Genomic DNA, 15114 nt, shown 5'->3' on the forward strand with positions numbered 1-15114 from the left:
TCCATGGCAATGACCCTGATGCTGATCATGATTGTGCTGCTCTTGATTGGCTTCCCAATGATGATCCCTCTGATAACCGCCGCCCTGACTGGTTTCTACATGATGTTTGGCGGCATGGGACAAATGGATACCTTCATCCAGCAAGTGCTGGGCGGGATTCGCCCGGCCTCTTTGATTGCGGTCCCGATGTTTATTCTCGCCGCAGATATCATGACCCGTGGCCATTCGGCCGACCGCCTCATCCAGATGGTCATGACATTCATCGGCCACATCCGCGGTGGTCTGGCCATCAGTACCGCGACGTCCTGCACCCTGTTTGGTGCCGTGTCTGGTTCCACTCAGGCCACTGTGGTCGCCGTCGGTTCTGCACTGCGCCCGAAGCTGCTCCGGGCCGGATACAGTGACTCCTTCTCACTGGCCCTGATTATCAATGCCAGTGATATTGCCTTTCTGATCCCGCCCAGTATTGGGATGATCATTTACGGCGTGATCTCTGAAACCTCAATCGCAGAGCTTTTCATTGCGGGTGTCGGCCCAGGCCTGATGATTCTGACCTTCTTCTCGCTGTATTGTCTGGTATACGCAACCATCAACAAGGTGCCCACAGAACCGAAAGCCAGTTGGTCTGAACGCCTTCAGGCCTCTAAGGAAGCCATCTGGCCGCTGATGTTCCCGGTGATCATCGTTGGCGGAATTTACGGGGGTATTTTCAGCCCGACCGAAGCGGCGGCAGTGTGTGTGCTCTATGCCATCATTCTGGAATTCATCGTCTTCCGTTCGCTGGGCAGCAAAGATATTTACACCATCGCCAAATCAACCGGCCTGATCACTGCCGTGGTCTTTATTCTTGTCGGTGTCGGGAATGGTTTCTCGTGGATCATCTCTTTCGCGCAAATCCCGCAAACCATTCTGGAAGCAGTCGGTATTGATGAAATGGGGCCGCTTGGCGTGCTCGCTTCAATTTCGGTCGCGTTCTTTATCGCCTGCATGTTTGTCGATCCCATTGTCGTTATTCTGGTATTAACGCCAATTTTTGCCCCGGCAATTGAAGCAACCAATCTGGATCCGGTCCATGTGGGGATTATCATTACGCTGCAGGTCGCAATTGGTTCGGCAACACCGCCCTTTGGCTGCGATATCTTCACCGCCATCGCGATCTTCAAGAAACCCTACTGGGAAGTCATTCGGGGGACCGGGCCATTCATTGCCATCTTGCTATTATCGGCAGCATTACTGGTGGTGTTCCCGGAAATTGCCCTGTTCCTGAGAGATATTGCGTTCGCCGATTAACCTGACAGGAGGCTTTGATGTTCAAACGGATCCTTGTTGCTGTAGATGGCTCCACAACGGCGCTGAAAGCGCTTGAGAGAGCCATTGCGCTACAAAAGCTGACTCACGCAGAAATTTACCTGCTCTGTGTGTTCAAGCATCACAGTTTGTTTGAAGCCTCCCTGTCGATGATTCGCCCGGAGAACATGCAGATTCCGGATCAGGCACTGACTGAATACGCCCGGAATGTGGTTGAACAGGCCAAAGCCTATGCCAAAGAACGTGGTGCTGAGAAACTCCGCGGGTTTGTGAAAGGCGGTCGCCCCTCCAAAACCATTATCACTTTTGCCAAAGATAAAAACGTCGATCTGATTGTGATGGGTGCGCAAGGTACCCACTCCGATGTCGAAGGCATGATTCTGGGCAGCGTCTCTCAGCGTGTGGCTGGCCGGGCGCCCTGCCCGACCTTAGTGGTCTAGCGTTCCGATACCTGTTGGCCCACTCAGGCTGGCGCACCCGGCCTGAGTGGGCATCTGCTTTAAGGCTGAATCTCAAAGTTTGAAATCACCGGAAGATACATCGCATTCGCAATATATTTGTGGGTTGCCGTTGTCGGGTGGGTCACGCCCCAGAAAACATACTGATCTGAACCATACAACGCGCACTCATCTGTAAAACTGTGGCTGTAAAGGTAATCGGCTGCCGAGTTGCGATTGATATCCAGACAGGCATCTTTGGCATTGGCAAAACCATGGGACTGCGGATCAGAGGTGATCTGATCAAACAGTTTGTGCGCATCAAACAGGACAACATTGACACCTTGCTCCTGATACCGCTTCGCTTCCGCCAGAATAAACGCGTTAAACGCCAGAATCTTTGCCTGAACCTTGTCGATCTCAGCCTGTGACGCATACTTGAACTGTGGCGCACGGGTGGCATCCGGCAAAGTCATCAGCAAAATGTGATGGGCGCCAGACGCAATTAAGCGCTTCATGGCCTCGCTGAAATCCGCCGACGCATCTGCAACACTGCGGTCATAGTTCATGAAGTCATTCAAACCAAATTCCAGCGTGAACAAAGTATTCGCCGGGTTGTAGTTTTTCGCCAGTTGCATGTATTCAAGATACGATGTCACCTGCTCGGTCACCCCAGTCAGGGCAACATACTGGTTCGAACCAGCCGCACCGCCAACGGCCCAGTTGTATAAAGGCAGGTTCAGGCTTTCCGACAAATACTCCGTCCAGACAAAGCCGTTCGAAAAGTGGCCCAGGAACCAGGAATTCCGGTTTGGAAACACCCACTGCGACGCATTAAACAAATTCCCGGTGTCTGACAGACTATCGCCAAACGCCACCACTTTATTCAGACCACTCACCGCGCCCTGATCGTTGCTCCACACAGTGTGGTTATACGACCAGCGGTTATCCGCGGCATAAAACAGCATATCTGCCGTCTCATGTGTCACACCCAGCGTATCTGCACAGCGCTGCTGAATGTCGGACTGAGGCGTACTGGTATAGAACATATTTTTGAATGACCAGCCGGACCACCAGTAACCATTCAATGTGTAGTACTCCCCATTTTGATCCAGCGCCCACTCCCAGGTGGTTGCCGGATCATCATGCGACTGAGCCGGACGATACCAGCACCGGACATAAGTGTAGGTATTGGCACTTTGGACTTCCTGAATCAGTGCGGCAGACAAAGGGGCACGGGGGGCTGGAATTTCAGCAGGTTGCGCGAATGTAGTGACAGGCATCAGCGCCGACAGAAACAGTAACTTTTTCATAAATAGCCATCGGTTATTGGAAACGCTATGACCTATAGTTGACAGGAATATTAGCTGTCAAAGTTGCACTGAAACTAGAAGCAATAAAATGGAACCAGGTTCAAATCGCGGTGACTTTATCAGCAATTTTTGGCGACTGACTGAAACCGCGCAAAAAACGCGATTGAGCAAGGTTTTGTGATCAGAAACAACCATATAACCCTATAAAAAAGGTCTTTTTGCAACCGTTGCACATTTTCGTCCAGCACATCCTCACAGTGAATTTAAAAGGACAAATCCACGACTTGAGATGATAATATCGCTGAATCAACCTTTAGCAGAAAATTAACGCTTCTTCTTCTGAACACGTACCTCGCTTCCCCATGGGATATTTTCCCATATTGGAAATACACCCAAACACACAGTGAATGATGATGACAGACAATAATCCACATGCTGACCATGCCTTTGCACTCGCAAATAAAGCACTTTTTCTTGAATTGGACGGAAGTTTGTCTGAAGCCTTACACATGTGGCAGCAAGCTTCAGTATACGCCGATGATCACTTACCCGATGATGATCTGAATTTCTGGATCAAAAGTGGTTACGGCTCAGTATTGCTGGAAAATCATAACTATGAAGATGCTATTGCTGTCTCCGGGCTGGCTTTAAACTGGTGTCGTGAGCAGCAACAACCCCTTCCCTTCCTGACCTCAGCCAAAGCCTGTCTGAAACTTGGTCATACTGAACAAGCAGCACAATTCGCCCGGCAGGCACAGCAAATCTCGGGGGATGAGATCTTCGATCAATTTGAGCCCAATGATCGAAAAATCATCATCACGACACTGAAGGCTCACTCACCGACAGCCCCCGATTTGGATGAGTCAAACGAATTTCATTAAGCGCTTCATGGTTTTCAGCGGACGACGGAAAATAACGTCAATGACGCACAACACCCAAATCAATCAGCTGCGCTTTGGGGATCCCGGAGCGGTTCTGGTTCTGGAACATCTTCCGTTAACGCCACGAGAAACACATCTCGCCCGGGTCCGGATAGAGGCGGCGAATATCAACCCCAGCGATTGACTCTAGATTCATGGCATAGGGCAGTACCTGACCTACGGCACCCTGTCACTGACCCACGATGAGAGACAGTTTTTTGAATATCAGCAGCATGCGATCCGGTTCAGCCAATTCTTCCTGCGCGACTGGGAAGATCAGGCAGGCAAAGCCACCCGCAACGCACAGTTTGAGCAGATGCTTGCGCATTTTCTGTCTCACAAATTCGGTTAGATGTCGACCACACTGTCCCACTGGCGCAGTTTCAACAGGCTTTAGAAACGATTGAACACCATGGTTCGAGCCTGAAGGGCAAAATAATTCTGACGATGGCATGATCCCGGTGCTGCGTCATGCGTGTCATAAAAGAAAAATTGCAGGGTCTGTCTATGGATTTCCACTGGATCCGCTCAATGTCATCGATGAGGACCTATCATCATTTGAACTTCATTCTCAATCGTCCAGCGGATTCAGTGTCTGACACGATGACGAAGCACATGCAAAGGGGTATAAAATGGCAACGAAAAAAAGCAAATTGACCTTTACGAGCCACGGGCTTGAGTTGGCGGCGCTGTTAGAAGCACCCGACCATATTACGAGAGGTTATGCTATTTTTGCGCACTGCTTTACCTGTGGGAAAGACATTGTCGCAGCCGCCAGAATTACCCGTTCGCTGACGGATGCTGGATTTGCAGTACTTCGTTTTGACTTCACCGGCCTGGGAGGCAGTGAGGGTGATTTTGCAAATACCAATTACTCATCGAATGTTGAGGACTTAATCGCGGCGGCCAGCTATCTGGAAGACAATTATTTAGCGCCTTCGTTGCTGATCGGCCACAGTCTGGGTGGCCGGGCGGTTATCTCTGCCGCACAACGCATTCAAAGCGTTCAGGCGGTTGCCACAATCGGCGCGCCGGCAGATGCGGCTCATGTCGCCAAGCAGTTCTCTGCATCGCTCGATGAAATTCAAAGCCAAGGCGTCGCAAAGGTGAATCTGGCGGGTCGGGAGTTTTCTATTCAGAAGCAATTTCTGGATGATATTCATCAGGCCGCGCAGGATATTGAATCGCTGCGTGTCCCATTACTGATTTTTCATTCCCCTTTAGACAAAACGGTGTCGATTGCGCAGGCTGAAAAAATCGACAAGCAAGCCAAACATCCCAAAAGCTTCATCAGTTTAGATCACGCTGACCATCTGCTGACCAATAAAGCGGATGCAACCTTTGTGGCTCAAAACATTGCGATTTGGTCGACACGATATATCAAGCCCATCGCCGACGCGACGATGATCGACAATACAGCGTCCGGCCTGCAGAAAGGTGATGTTCGGGTGACAGAAAAAAACCACCAGTTCACGCGTCGGATAGAAACCGATCACCATCAATGGCTTGCTGATGAACCGTTGACGGTCAATGGTGATAATTTAGGCCCTGACCCGTATGAGCACTTACTCGCCGCCTTAGGGGCATGCACGTCTATGACGCTGCGGATGTATGCCAAACGGAAAAACCTGAACTTAGATGATGTGCAGATTCTTCTATCCCATACCCGGGAACATGGTGAAGATTGCCTGGAGTGCGATGAAACACACCCCAAAATTGATGTTATTTCTCGTGAACTGATTCTGAAGGGGGATCTGACATTCGAAGAAAGACAGCGTTTGACGGAAATCGCGGATCTGTGTCCGGTTCACAAAACCCTGGAAAACAAAGTGGTTGTGAGAACAACATTAAAGCCGACGTAAATGATCTGTCCAAGAACATCATTCTCTCGGGAAAAGGCCGGGGGAATGATGTTCCCTCCTGAACCTCACTCCCCCGTCAGACATGCCGTGATTCAGTTCAGTGAAGCCTGCAGATCACTGCTACATTTGTCATGACTTTTCACGCCGGACAATATCACTGTATAACACAACCTTCTCATCCGATTGGGTAGGAAAAAATTCGATGCCAAGTTCATCATGAATGGCTTTGCTTGTTTTATCGTTCAACTCATCGAGCGCGACGCCGATGTTCACATCGATATTGCAGGAAGCATAAATACGACGGATTTTTTTGATCGTGGCCGTTAATTCAACTTCATCTATCGTTTTCGGGAATATCTCTACAGTAAAATTCTCCATGATAGGATGACGCTGAGTAAACTGAGCCGATTTCGGTATAAATCTCAGATAGAAGTACGACGAACCGGATGACGGCGTGCACCAAATCAGTGTCAGCGTATCATCCGCAGTCATGTCATATTGAACTTCACGCCGCTTCCAAAAGTTTCGGGTTCGGTAGACCCATTGCGCCTCGTTGACACACCAGAGAACCTCCCTTTTTCGCAACACAGACCACAGCCCCAGCACCCCAAATGCAGCCTGTAAGGGATGAAGCGATGTAACAGGCAGGAAGATGGCGACCCCAATCGTATAAAACCAGCCAAATGGCTTATGCCAAACCTTTAAGTTACAGATGACACGATCATCTGTGTTTTTTGTCATTTTCATCTCGTCTGTCATCCATCAGCGGCGCTATTCTGCCGATTCATTTCATCTCTCATTTGACTGGCCGTCAGCCTGTATCGCTTCACTTCATAGTACTCTGGGCGCTTATCTGCAGCAGCCAAGCCATCTTCAAAAGAGGCGCGTGTTGGATCAAAGCCAAGCGCAGTTAAGATAGCCGTATATCTTTCCTCATCCAGATCTGCCAATCCGAATGCGATTTTGACATCCAGATGACTAGCACGGTAAACCTCAATGATTTGCTTCATCATCTCCGTTAATTCAGGCGCTTTGGCATCTTGGTCGAATTTTTTTAATCGATATTGAGTTTCAGGTTGATATTCAGACTGACCATTCGGATCAAAGCGACTGGATACCGGTTCGAACTCGAGTTCAAAACAGCCATAACGCGTCATGATCGTGCCATCTATTTCTTCTTCAACCGGCTTTTCGTAATACAGAATCACAGCATCACGCTCTGACATCGGATGGCTGGTCTGACGCCAAAATAAATAATTGCGCACTCGAAAAGACCACTGACGCTCACTTTTCCGCCAGACCATTTCTTTTTTGCGTAAGACGGACCAAAGGCTCAGTAAAGCGGTCACGTACTGAACCGGAAAATAAGGAAACAGCACAATCAATACAACAGACGCCAGGAAAAATACCCAACCCACAGGTTTGTGCCAGATCTTAAAGTTACAAATGACGATATCGTCTCTCTTCTTTTTTAGCTTTGCCATGCCGACTCCACGGTTCAGAAAACAGCTTCACTTTAGATGCACTGCCGATACGATTCAAATTTTCCAGGATTCACTGCGACACTTGGTGCCTGGAGAATGATCGATCCCCGCAGGAAAACCGACGTCAAGCAGCTCAATAAAAATAAATGCGACTGGATGAGGATGTAGATGAATTCAATTCCTAACATGGACGATGTTTATCATCTTCATCTTCCATTTTATGGCTGAAGATCGTCCGATTCGTCACCCTTTCTCCATGAGCGCCTATATGATAAACCTCCCCTTATGATGAGTGTTCAAGACGAATGAAGGCGTATTTTATTCTGTGTTTTTTAAAGTGAGGTGTGCCTAACAAAACCGGTCAAATGTTGAACTTTTTTTGCGAGCGATGCTCATAGAAACACCGCATATGCATTGATTTTCACAGGCGTCAGTGTTAATTATTTGTTACTCGAAATGACTCGGGGCTCAACAAAGGGAAAAGTTATGAAAAAATTAGACGAAAAGAAAGTTTTCTCACTCAAAAAGAAAAGCACACCATGTTTAAAAAACGTGAGTAACTAACACGTATTTGCCGCACTTTGTGCGGCATTTTCACTGTGAATTCACTCACTACAATTGAGCCGTCTTGGTTCAGTTGTAATTTATATGAATCAATATATTTTTCTTGCACCCATAATAAACCGATTCAAAAATTAAGATTTCATATTAGTGATCATTATTTTTAAACTTAGTTTTCACTATATAGTTTTTAATTGGTTTGCGATTTGTTGAGATATTAGTTTGAACATACTTAATTTTTTGATATCCAGCGCACTCAGCCTGCTCGCCTTTAGAAGTTTTAGTATTATTTCCGTCTGGTCTATTGCGACAATGGAAGGTGAAAATAATAGCATCATATTGGGAAGTATTATTGCGCTGATGTGGCTGATTAATTTAGTGACCTTACCATTGTCGGGAGACCTACTCGATAGAAACAGGAAGAAGAAAATATTAATTATTAGCTCTATTCTATCTGTCATTGCAATTAATGCCTATTATTTTTTCTTCTATCACTCAGAAGTGTCTTATGTTTATCTCGCAATCGCTGCATCAATTCTTGCAACTGCAAACTCAATTGTAACGAGTAGCATCAATAGTACTATTCCATTTTTAACAGACAAAGAGAATTACACGAAATATATCGGTATAGCAACCTCTTTGAATTCTATACAATCCATTGCAGGGGCGATCCTTGGCGGAGGAGGGGTTGCCCTGTTTGGGTCACAGATGTCTATTCTTGTTGTGTCTATTTTTTATGCGATTTCTCTGATACTACTTTTTTTTGTAAAAATCAGAGGAGAAGAATTAGCTACCACAAATCGTCAAAGTTTTTTGCAACGTTCCAGCGTTGGTTTTCGAATATTGTTTAAAATTAATAATGAGAAAATTACTTGCTATATCGCAATGATTACAAACTTTATATTAACACCAATGATGGTTGTTATTTTACCTTTATATGTAGCAAGTCACTATCATGATATTAAACCACTTGCTTACTTTGAAATTTCGTTCGCAATGGGTATGGGACTCGGTGGACTGATTCTCTCTAAAGTTGATTTTAATACCCATACGAGACTGAAACCCGCTGTATTTGGAAACATGCTCATCGGAGTTGGCATTATCTTTTTCTCAATTCTGGATTCATTTTATTTGAAATTATTATCGATGCTGTTTTCAGGTTTTGGTTTGTCGTTGATTAACATTGCAACAAATAGCGTAAGATCATTTGCAGTTCCCAATCATTTCAGAGCCAGATTAGAAAGTGCGATTTTCTTCCTGTGTGTAATTACAATTCCTATTGGTAGTCAGTCCTTTGGATATCTGATACAAAATTACGGTCAGGAGATCATGAATCCATTATTATTCATGATGGGAGCGATCGTATCATTCAGTTCATTAACATTCTTTCTATCAAAACATACAAGAATAATGCTCCTCAAATCAAATGAAGAGTTAGACCAAATTTATATCAAATCCTACCCGAGTGCATTTAAAGGATAAAATATGGCATTGCATCTTTAAACTGGGCAATACCTAACTTCACACAAGCAAGTGAACTGAAATTAAAAAACATCTGTGAATTGTTTGAAAGCTTTGAACATATTATCGAAATAGTTCATTATGACAAAAAATTGGATATTCACTCGGACTCGCATTTAAAAATGATACAACATTATTCGACGGTAGAATTTTTTATCATACATGAGGAATTAATTCATCACGTATATAATCAAAATGTTCCCCAATGTCATGAAGTATTAAGTGTGTTGTTCTCACATCTTGAAAACAAAAGAATCAATCATAATATTGATATCGTTTCCTTGAAGGATCCTTTTGGAGAAAATGTTAACTGTTACTTCAAAAATTTGATGAGCGTTGCTCATCAGGAATCTTATGAAGATAAATATAGAAATGAAAGCCTGTTTATAAAGAGCCCAAATTTACTGGAGTATGAGAATACTGTCGCCGCATGTGAATTCACCCTGAACAAGATCCAAGAAAACACGCCAGATTTATATCAAGAAATGAGTGAAATCATTGATAAGATAATCGTTGTTGAGTCTAATGGTGTGAATGCTGGTTCTTACCTGAATGCTCTTGGTACATTTATTGTGAGAACATTTGATTCTGAGAGTGAGCACTGGACAAGAATGTTGGAGCATATTGTTCATGAATCTGCACATAACTTGTTATATCACCTTTGGTACCAAGCGCCTTTAATAACAGATGATGACGGCTTATATTATACACCATTTCGTTTAGATCGCCGGCCATTAAGCGGTGTCTATCATGCAATGTATGTATTATCCAGAACAATTTTTGCTTTCAATCAACTATTACAAAATGATGTGATTAGAGTAACTGATATCAAAAGTCATTATAATGAAGCGAATAATCATACCTCTTTTCAGAATAAATTTTTTCAAACCGTTGAAGTAATTGAATCTTCACGAAAGATGACAGCATTTGGAAATAAGTTATTAGATGACTGTGTTCAACTTGTCAATGATTGCAAGTCAACATTTTAAATCGAATATAGTTGAGAGAGATACTTGGGGGAACTCGTCTAATATATAGCTATTGAACAGGCACCTTTAAACCTGACTTTACTGATATGCTTCGCCGCCCTCATGATCGTTTTCATCACCCAAAAAAAACGGCAATCCTAAAGGCTGCCGTTTTTCTTCACGAATTAATCAACGTCTGCATTCAACTCACTTGATAACTGCGAAGAGCATCCTCTACCGAACTTCTTCAGATTTCATAGAACCAGGAGTCGTGCTGAAGATCCAACAGCTTTGCTGTGCCGCTTTCGAGTTGATAGAGATAGAACTGTTTCAACGGCGGAGAATAGATATGCAGGGTCACCAAAGGCTCATCCCCGCCTTGCAGATTGGAGATTTGATGAATATCGCTGTCGTGACTTACCGTCACCTCACCGTTCGGATAGTGCGTGGATTGGGTCGCGTAGATGTGGCCATTCGCCGCTGGCTCAAACAGGGTTTCTGTCGCCTGCCCTTGCAGAACTTTCACACCGCAAGCACTGCCAATGTGATCATGTATTTTACTCCGCTGTCCGTTCAGCCAGCTCAGGATCAACACTTCACAATGCTCATTCCCAAACAAGCGACGTCTTGAGTAGGTTTCCTGATCAAACTGCACCAACTGCCTGACTTCGTCGCTGCTGAATTCGACTTTTTCCAGCATAAATCGAATCGTCGCCAGCGACAGGGGTTTGTCGGCTAATTCAACGTGAGTCAGTAATTCCTGATAGGTAAAACGGTAGTCCGCATCCAGTAACGCAGTCAGAGCGGGGGACATTTGATGTTGTGTCGTTGAAGGCTGCATTGTGGTCTCCTGGCCTGTTATTTTATGCATTATTGTTATTTCTTATTCCTAATTAACATAGCCAGTAAAACACTTTCTTTCCCGTCCCGTGTATCACAGTGTTGAATTCGGTGAACACAGTCACGCGCTAACAAGTAATTAACAATCCTGTTGTTTGCATATTACCTTTGGGGGAACTATGAAGACGTTGCCATGGTTTTGCTCCGATAAAAATCAGCTGTAAGAAGTAGAATTTTCTCGTAGCCACAAGGAAATGCCGGGGCAGACTCATTAAATAAACCATTCACACGTCTGTCCTGATCACTCTTCAATAAACAAACGCGATGATAGGTATTAATGATGATCTATTTCGATTTTTTGGGGAAACCCTGAATTCAGGCCCGATTTCAGATAATAAGTGCAACACGCATGGTTGAGATGAAGAGAGAAATTTGAGAGTGCTGAGTAACTGATTGCAGCGTTCAGAGACTACTTCGATTATTACAATAACGAACGCATTAATATAAAACTAAAAGGCCTGAGTCCGGTGGCACATAGAAATCAGGCCTTAAAAAGCCGCTTAGAAAAGAGTCCAACTTTATAGGGTCAGTTCATTTATAACTTTAAGATGACTTAAAGTTTATATTACTCCACTAAATTAAACTTCTTAAGCACCTCAAAGTCAGACTGGACATCACTAAATGATTCGCCTTTAACAATAATTGACCCTGATAAATTTTTAACACTCGATACACCATCATATATATCACCAACATTGCAATCGACTTTAAGCATATGGGGCGACTGTAAATCAACATCATTTATTTTTTCAATACGTCCTTTTATAGCCGGGAAAATCCCCCCCATACAAAAAAACTCGTTTTTCCTATATTGTTCAATATCATGACCACTTTCAATATCAATCGCAGCTTCAATCATATTCAAATCATATTGAGCTTGATAAATAGGAACCATAATAGCTCCTGGCGTACGACAAGCAGCTTCAAGAAAAACTAACTCCCCTGTGTCTTTCACAAAAATCTCAACATGGGATGGACCATTAACCAGACCGAGTGATTTTACTGAGTAAATTGCAAATTGAGTCAGTTGCGCATGCAACCTCGAATTTTCTTCAAGTATTAATGAAAGACAAGGCTTCCCAAATTGAAAATCCAAATTCGGGAAGGAATATTCACAAGCAGCCTGGAATTTAACTTCTCCACCTTTCAACAATAAATCAACATGATAGAGCTTACCATCAATAAACTCTTCATATTCGTAGCCGATATCTAAGTTTGTATTTCGCTGTACGATTTCAAAATCATTGATGTCTCGTATAACATACACCCCAAAAGCACCAGCGGCATCCTTAGGCTTCAACACAAATGGAGTACCTACTTTGGACGCAATGGTTGCAAAGTCAGTACCTTTCTCGTAATTAAAATACCTTGGAACGTTAACACCAAACGATAATGCCCTTTCCTTCATCTTACACTTATCGCGAAAGTACGACGTTTCATCTACTTTCATTCCAGAAAGTTTAAAGCGTTCACGAATTTTAGCAGCGATATACATGAAGTCTTCAGATGCAGAAAAAATACAATCATCGTTGCAAATAATATTCTTCTCTTCTAAAATTTCAGGTAAATCATCGATTGCATTAAACAGAACAATTTCAAAAGCACATTCAATAACATGTTTGTCTAGCATCTCATATTCATTCTGTTTTAAACAAACAATAATATCTTTTGATTTGTAGTAATTATCTGAAAGTGCATTATGCCTTTTTGCTGTATTGATGCTGAAAATTTTCATTTTTGCCTCTATTGATTTGTTTTAAAAATAAAATAATGATTGCAGAAGTCATACCAAGGATAAGAGATAGATCCCAAACATAGGAAAACCCAATGGCTATAATTGCGCCACCTAAGATAGGAGATAAAAAATCTGAAACAGAAAATAAAGATTGATAAACGGAAATTGTTTTACCTTTTGTGCTTACAGAATATTCAATAATGAACTGGACAGCAGGAACAAACAATAAAATTTCACCCAGCGTCCAGACAAATACTGAGAAAAATAATCCATAGTAATTATCAACATACTGAACGATATAAGTACCAACAGAAAGAAGAATAACACCAGAAATCACTCGGTAGTGTAAATCAACACTCTTAGTTAACTCACTGATTTTTAATTGAAGAAAAACAATAAGCAGGCCGCTAAATGTGAATACATAGCCAGCAACCTCGATCGGAAAGTCCTTTTCATTGACAATGTAAAGCGTGTAAAATGTTGGTATGAAGCTGAAGCAAACAAGAGAAAGTATGATTGAAAATGCAGAAAGAAAATATAGTCTTTTACTTTTATAAACGTCAACGTCGATTTTTGATGTAAATCCTTCATCTAACTTCCTACCTTGATGACCTAAATCCACCTTGTAAGAAACAATTGATAAAAAAACAGCGATACCAAAGAAAAAAAAGTAATAAGAGTAATATTCATTGGATTTACTTAGAATGAATCCAATAGAACCACTACCAACAGCAACGCATAGATTAATTATCAATCGACGGATGGACAAAGAACGATTAACAATATCTTTATCTTGATGAGATGTAATAATATACAGAATAACAGATCGGCACCCAGCTAAAGATAATCCGATTAAGAAAATAGCTAATGTTTGGACAGCAATACTATGACTTACAATAAGAAAAGGTACAAACACCCAGGACATAGACATCACTGTAAGTACCGTTTTCGAATTTATTTTATCGCTTAGAACTCCGCCTAAAATACCACCAATTAAGCCACCAACTCCTAAAAATGGTAACATCATTGAGATTTCATTTTGCTCAACTCCAAATTCTGACAGATATAAAGAAAGTAGTGAAAGCCCTCCTTGAAGAAAAGCAAGGCAGGCAATTGGAAAATAAATTTTGTAATTCATATTATTTGCCAGCCCACAACTTAGGGCTGGCACCTTCTTCAGTTAATGCTTAGTGTTCTTGTTTTAATATCATCCTTAAATAGCTTACTATTTTTGATAAGATCATTTTCTTCATCACATACATCTAAATGAAAACGTGTAGGACCTTTATAATTAAAATGCTTTCTTGGAATTTCTAAGTTTAATGCACGCTTTTTATCATATTTAGATTCTGAGCAAACGAAACGCATTACGAAAGCTGCACGTGCTTCAATTTCTCCATCTTTCAAAAATACGCTTCTGTGAATAACATGCTTATCAAAAATTAATGCATCCCCTAATTCAAAGTCATCTTGAACTGCGTAGAAATCCAGTATTTTCTTCATTGCCTCATCGTTCAGAGGACCATCACGAAGGTGAACAAACTCTTCAAGAGATATTTCTTCATTAGCTTCGATCTTTTTTTGTGTCATTTCAAACACAACCGGATCAACATCATCGTACAAAAACTCACCTGAGATTTTTGACTTAGGAACATAAGCCATGCCTCCTTGCTGCTTAGTATTATCAATTGAAACAAGAGGAGTCCAGATAGTACATCCAAAATCTTCAGCTCTTTGATATCCAAAACTTTGAGTACCAATGTGCCAAGGGAAGCCTTTACTATCATTCTTCTTTAGTTCGAAGCCAAGACCTTGTGTATACAGCAACTCTTTGCCTGACAGTTTATTCATTATTTCGCGAAATTTCTTTTCCGTCATCAGTGAAGAAATGGTTTCATCTCCTTCAAACAGATCAAATGCAATTCTACTAAAGCCTGCCTGATATTTATCGCTAGGTGCAGTGATGTCACTGTCAATCTTCGCTTTAATCGTTTCAACAAACTCTTGGGAATAAATGCCTTTCAGAAGAAGAAATCCTTCTTTTTGAAATTTTTTAACGTCAGAATCAGTCACAATGAAGTTTTTATTTATTAATTCCATGTTTA

General features: G+C 42.6%; 15 protein-coding genes and 1 pseudogene. 8 read left to right on the plus strand and 8 right to left on the minus strand.

Annotation, left to right across the window (positions count from 1 at the left end; all coding sequences use genetic code 11):
* The first annotated feature begins 3 nt into the window (after positions 1-3).
* Both Q4579_RS01830 and Q4579_RS01835 read left to right on the plus strand, forming a co-directional pair.
* Positions 4-1290: a TRAP transporter large permease gene (locus Q4579_RS01830; protein WP_303561189.1), complete on the plus strand. Its 1287-nt coding sequence runs from the start codon at positions 4-6 to the stop codon at positions 1288-1290.
* Between the two features lie 17 nt (positions 1291-1307).
* Positions 1308-1748 (plus strand): universal stress protein, encoded by a 441-nt coding sequence (locus tag Q4579_RS01835; protein WP_303561191.1) that lies wholly within the window; start codon positions 1308-1310, stop codon positions 1746-1748.
* A gap of 59 nt (positions 1749-1807) precedes the next feature.
* Here Q4579_RS01835 and Q4579_RS01840 read toward each other — a convergent pair whose 3' ends face one another.
* Positions 1808-3058 carry an SGNH/GDSL hydrolase family protein gene (locus tag Q4579_RS01840; RefSeq protein WP_303561192.1) on the minus strand — a complete coding sequence of 417 codons (1251 nt, stop codon included), beginning with the start codon at positions 3056-3058 and terminating at the stop codon, positions 1808-1810.
* 413 nt (positions 3059-3471) lie between these two features.
* Between Q4579_RS01840 and Q4579_RS01845 the strand changes: the two genes are divergently transcribed.
* Both Q4579_RS01845 and Q4579_RS01850 read left to right on the plus strand, forming a co-directional pair.
* Positions 3472-3939, plus strand: coding sequence for a hypothetical protein (locus Q4579_RS01845; RefSeq protein WP_303561193.1), 468 nt, complete (start codon positions 3472-3474; stop codon positions 3937-3939).
* 40 nt (positions 3940-3979) lie between these two features.
* Positions 3980-4123 carry a hypothetical protein gene (locus tag Q4579_RS01850; protein WP_303561194.1) on the plus strand — a complete coding sequence of 48 codons (144 nt, stop codon included), beginning with the start codon at positions 3980-3982 and terminating at the stop codon, positions 4121-4123.
* Between the two features lie 45 nt (positions 4124-4168).
* On the opposite strand, the gene Q4579_RS01855 is transcribed toward Q4579_RS01850, so the two are convergent.
* Positions 4169-4306: a hypothetical protein gene (locus tag Q4579_RS01855; RefSeq protein WP_303561195.1), complete on the minus strand. Its 138-nt coding sequence runs from the start codon at positions 4304-4306 to the stop codon at positions 4169-4171.
* A gap of 304 nt (positions 4307-4610) precedes the next feature.
* Here Q4579_RS01855 and Q4579_RS01860 point away from each other — a divergent pair, with 304 nt between their 5' ends.
* Positions 4611-5840, plus strand: coding sequence for a bifunctional alpha/beta hydrolase/OsmC family protein (locus Q4579_RS01860; RefSeq protein ID WP_303561196.1), 1230 nt, complete (start codon positions 4611-4613; stop codon positions 5838-5840).
* A gap of 129 nt (positions 5841-5969) precedes the next feature.
* Here Q4579_RS01860 and Q4579_RS01865 read toward each other — a convergent pair whose 3' ends face one another.
* On the minus strand, positions 5970-6587 hold the full coding sequence (locus Q4579_RS01865; protein WP_303561198.1) for a hypothetical protein: 618 nt from the start codon (positions 6585-6587) through the stop codon (positions 5970-5972).
* An 8-nt stretch (positions 6588-6595) separates the two neighbouring features.
* Positions 6596-7189 (minus strand): hypothetical protein, encoded by a 594-nt coding sequence (locus Q4579_RS01870; RefSeq protein WP_303561199.1) that lies wholly within the window; start codon positions 7187-7189, stop codon positions 6596-6598.
* A 918-nt stretch (positions 7190-8107) separates the two neighbouring features.
* On the opposite strand from Q4579_RS01870, the gene Q4579_RS01875 reads away from it, so the two are divergent.
* Positions 8108-9367, plus strand: a complete 1260-nt coding sequence (locus Q4579_RS01875; RefSeq protein ID WP_303561201.1) for an MFS transporter — start codon at positions 8108-8110, stop codon at positions 9365-9367.
* 263 nt (positions 9368-9630) lie between these two features.
* Entirely contained in the window at positions 9631-10395 is a 765-nt protein-coding gene (locus tag Q4579_RS01880; RefSeq protein ID WP_303561202.1) for an HEXXH motif-containing putative peptide modification protein, read from the plus strand.
* A 226-nt stretch (positions 10396-10621) separates the two neighbouring features.
* Here Q4579_RS01880 and Q4579_RS01885 read toward each other — a convergent pair whose 3' ends face one another.
* The gene (locus Q4579_RS01885; RefSeq protein WP_303561204.1) at positions 10622-11215 is read right to left on the minus strand and encodes a cysteine dioxygenase family protein; all 594 of its coding nucleotides are present in this window, start codon (positions 11213-11215) and stop codon (positions 10622-10624) included.
* 466 nt (positions 11216-11681) lie between these two features.
* Between Q4579_RS01885 and Q4579_RS01890 the strand changes: the two are divergent.
* Positions 11682-11798 (plus strand): annotated as a pseudogene (locus Q4579_RS01890) (IS3 family transposase); the annotation flags it as partial.
* Between the two features lie 41 nt (positions 11799-11839).
* Here Q4579_RS01890 and Q4579_RS01895 read toward each other — a convergent pair.
* From Q4579_RS01895 to Q4579_RS01905, 3 genes are read right to left on the minus strand one after another with little or no spacing between them, the layout of a single operon-like run.
* On the minus strand, positions 11840-13009 hold the full coding sequence (locus tag Q4579_RS01895; protein ID WP_303561205.1) for an acetyl-CoA carboxylase biotin carboxylase subunit family protein: 1170 nt from the start codon (positions 13007-13009) through the stop codon (positions 11840-11842).
* On the minus strand, positions 12972-14147 hold the full coding sequence (locus Q4579_RS01900) for an MFS transporter (protein ID WP_303561207.1): 1176 nt from the start codon (positions 14145-14147) through the stop codon (positions 12972-12974). The genes Q4579_RS01895 and Q4579_RS01900 overlap by 38 nt, the downstream gene beginning before the upstream one ends.
* Positions 14148-14185: 38 nt before the next feature.
* Positions 14186-15109 (minus strand): phytanoyl-CoA dioxygenase family protein, encoded by a 924-nt coding sequence (locus Q4579_RS01905; RefSeq protein ID WP_303561209.1) that lies wholly within the window; start codon positions 15107-15109, stop codon positions 14186-14188.
* Positions 15110-15114 lie beyond the last annotated feature (5 nt).

Source organism: Photobacterium sp. 1_MG-2023 (assembly GCF_030547945.1).
GTDB lineage: Bacteria > Pseudomonadota > Gammaproteobacteria > Enterobacterales > Vibrionaceae > Photobacterium.

Coding starts and splice junctions, on each gene's coding strand:
- Q4579_RS01860 (WP_303561196.1), top strand. CDS start 4,611: ATGGCAACGAAAAAAAGCAAATTGACCTTTACGAGCCACGGGCTTGAG.
- Q4579_RS01850 (WP_303561194.1), top strand. CDS start 3,980: ATGACGCACAACACCCAAATCAATCAGCTGCGCTTTGGGGATCCCGGA.
- Q4579_RS01865 (WP_303561198.1), bottom strand. CDS start 6,587: ATGAAAATGACAAAAAACACAGATGATCGTGTCATCTGTAACTTAAAG.
- Q4579_RS01855 (WP_303561195.1), bottom strand. CDS start 4,306: ATGCGCAAGCATCTGCTCAAACTGTGCGTTGCGGGTGGCTTTGCCTGC.
- Q4579_RS01895 (WP_303561205.1), bottom strand. CDS start 13,009: ATGAAAATTTTCAGCATCAATACAGCAAAAAGGCATAATGCACTTTCA.
- Q4579_RS01835 (WP_303561191.1), top strand. CDS start 1,308: ATGTTCAAACGGATCCTTGTTGCTGTAGATGGCTCCACAACGGCGCTG.
- Q4579_RS01845 (WP_303561193.1), top strand. CDS start 3,472: ATGACAGACAATAATCCACATGCTGACCATGCCTTTGCACTCGCAAAT.
- Q4579_RS01885 (WP_303561204.1), bottom strand. CDS start 11,215: ATGCAGCCTTCAACGACACAACATCAAATGTCCCCCGCTCTGACTGCG.
- Q4579_RS01840 (WP_303561192.1), bottom strand. CDS start 3,058: ATGAAAAAGTTACTGTTTCTGTCGGCGCTGATGCCTGTCACTACATTC.
- Q4579_RS01905 (WP_303561209.1), bottom strand. CDS start 15,109: ATGGAATTAATAAATAAAAACTTCATTGTGACTGATTCTGACGTTAAA.
- Q4579_RS01830 (WP_303561189.1), top strand. CDS start 4: ATGGCAATGACCCTGATGCTGATCATGATTGTGCTGCTCTTGATTGGC.
- Q4579_RS01900 (WP_303561207.1), bottom strand. CDS start 14,147: ATGAATTACAAAATTTATTTTCCAATTGCCTGCCTTGCTTTTCTTCAA.